The sequence below is a fragment of the Aminobacter sp. P4_H6_2 genome (genome assembly GCF_056400805.1).
The window spans coordinates 1-1249 of sequence record NZ_JBFUKO010000991.1 but is presented as its reverse complement, the minus strand read 5'-3'; the positions used below and the strand labels follow the sequence as shown (position 1 = coordinate 1249).

The following is a 1249-nucleotide window of genomic DNA, read 5'->3' as shown; positions in this document are numbered from 1 at the left end:
AGCATGGCCGAACGCTCGGTGATGTCGACGGTGGCCTGCACCGAACAGACCAGAGAGCCATCCTTTTGGGCCCTTCCGAACCAGTTCAGCCATATCTGATTGGCAGGGGCGTTGGTCAGGACATGACGGTAACGTTCAGCCAGTTTTACGATACCGGCCGGAGGATCTTGCGGTACATGGACATAAAGTTCGGGGTCGTTGAGGTGCTCAAAGCAAAGCTCGGCATGCTCGACCCGTAGTGGCTCAAGAATGAGCCGTGACGTCTCGATCACGATCCCCTTATCTGGATGCTCGTTCAACCGCTATCCTCCGGTACACTGCGCTATTCTTTAAACCGCAGGGACCCTGCTGGCCGGCATCGGCCCGCTGAAACGCTCGACCCGGCCCATCCCAAGGATTTCACTGAGCGAGGTCTCATCGCTGACACGGCGGAACATGCCGGGCGACATCCATCGGGCGTGTCCGTCGACATTCGGTGCGCCGCGCCCGGTGCGGACGTCGTCGATCCACAGCGTGCGGGTCTCAAGCGAGATGCGGGTCAGGCCGGTCGAATTCGGCACGCCGGCATGGGCGTGCGCGCTGGAAAACGCGATGATCTCGCCCGGTGAAATGACCACGGGCGTCGCGTCTGTGACTTCCAGCTCCTCGGTCAGATGTGGGATAGCCGAATCCGCATCGACGGCGTTGCGCCCACCAGTTTTTGATCGCTCCAACAGCGCGGCGAGGTCGAAGTCGGCGCTGGTGTTGGCTACCGGACGATCCCATAGCGACGGATAGATCGCAAAGGTGCGGCCTTCGGTGATGTCGTAGATCGGCGCCCACCAGTTGGTCTGGGCGTAAAGATTTGAGCCCCAGGTATCGCGGTGGAAGGCGATGGTCGCGGTGGTGCGCGCACGCGGAACAACAGCCCCTCGGTCCTGATGCGGCTGGAACCTGAGATAGAGGCTGTCGCGGGCAAGCCCGTCCGCTTCCAAGCCGATTGCCTCGAACAGATCACGCCACAGGCGCTTGACCTCGGGCGAACGCGCGAAGTCGCGTTGGCGTTGCGCAAAGCTCTCAGTCTGCTCCTGATGCGACAGGTGCCGGTGGATCTCGACCGGCACGAAGGGCGCGAACGCGTCCTCCAGGAAAGCCTGGGTGAACGCTGCGAGCTCGCGCATCGGCTTCAGCTGGTCGAAGCGCAGCACATCGCCGGCATAGATCTTGTCATGAAAAACGCGCTGGTCGAGCGCCTGGGCGACATCGGTGT

General features: G+C 62.0%; 2 protein-coding genes. Both read right to left on the bottom strand.

Annotation, left to right across the window (positions count from 1 at the left end):
- The coding region (locus AC1DUU_RS32370; protein WP_476787377.1) for a GNAT family N-acetyltransferase at positions 1 to 299 on the bottom strand (299 nt) is incomplete at its 3' end.
- A gap of 30 nt (positions 300 to 329) precedes the next feature.
- Positions 330 to 1249 (bottom strand): hypothetical protein (locus AC1DUU_RS32365; protein WP_476787376.1); only part of this gene is annotated, 920 nt, incomplete at its 5' end.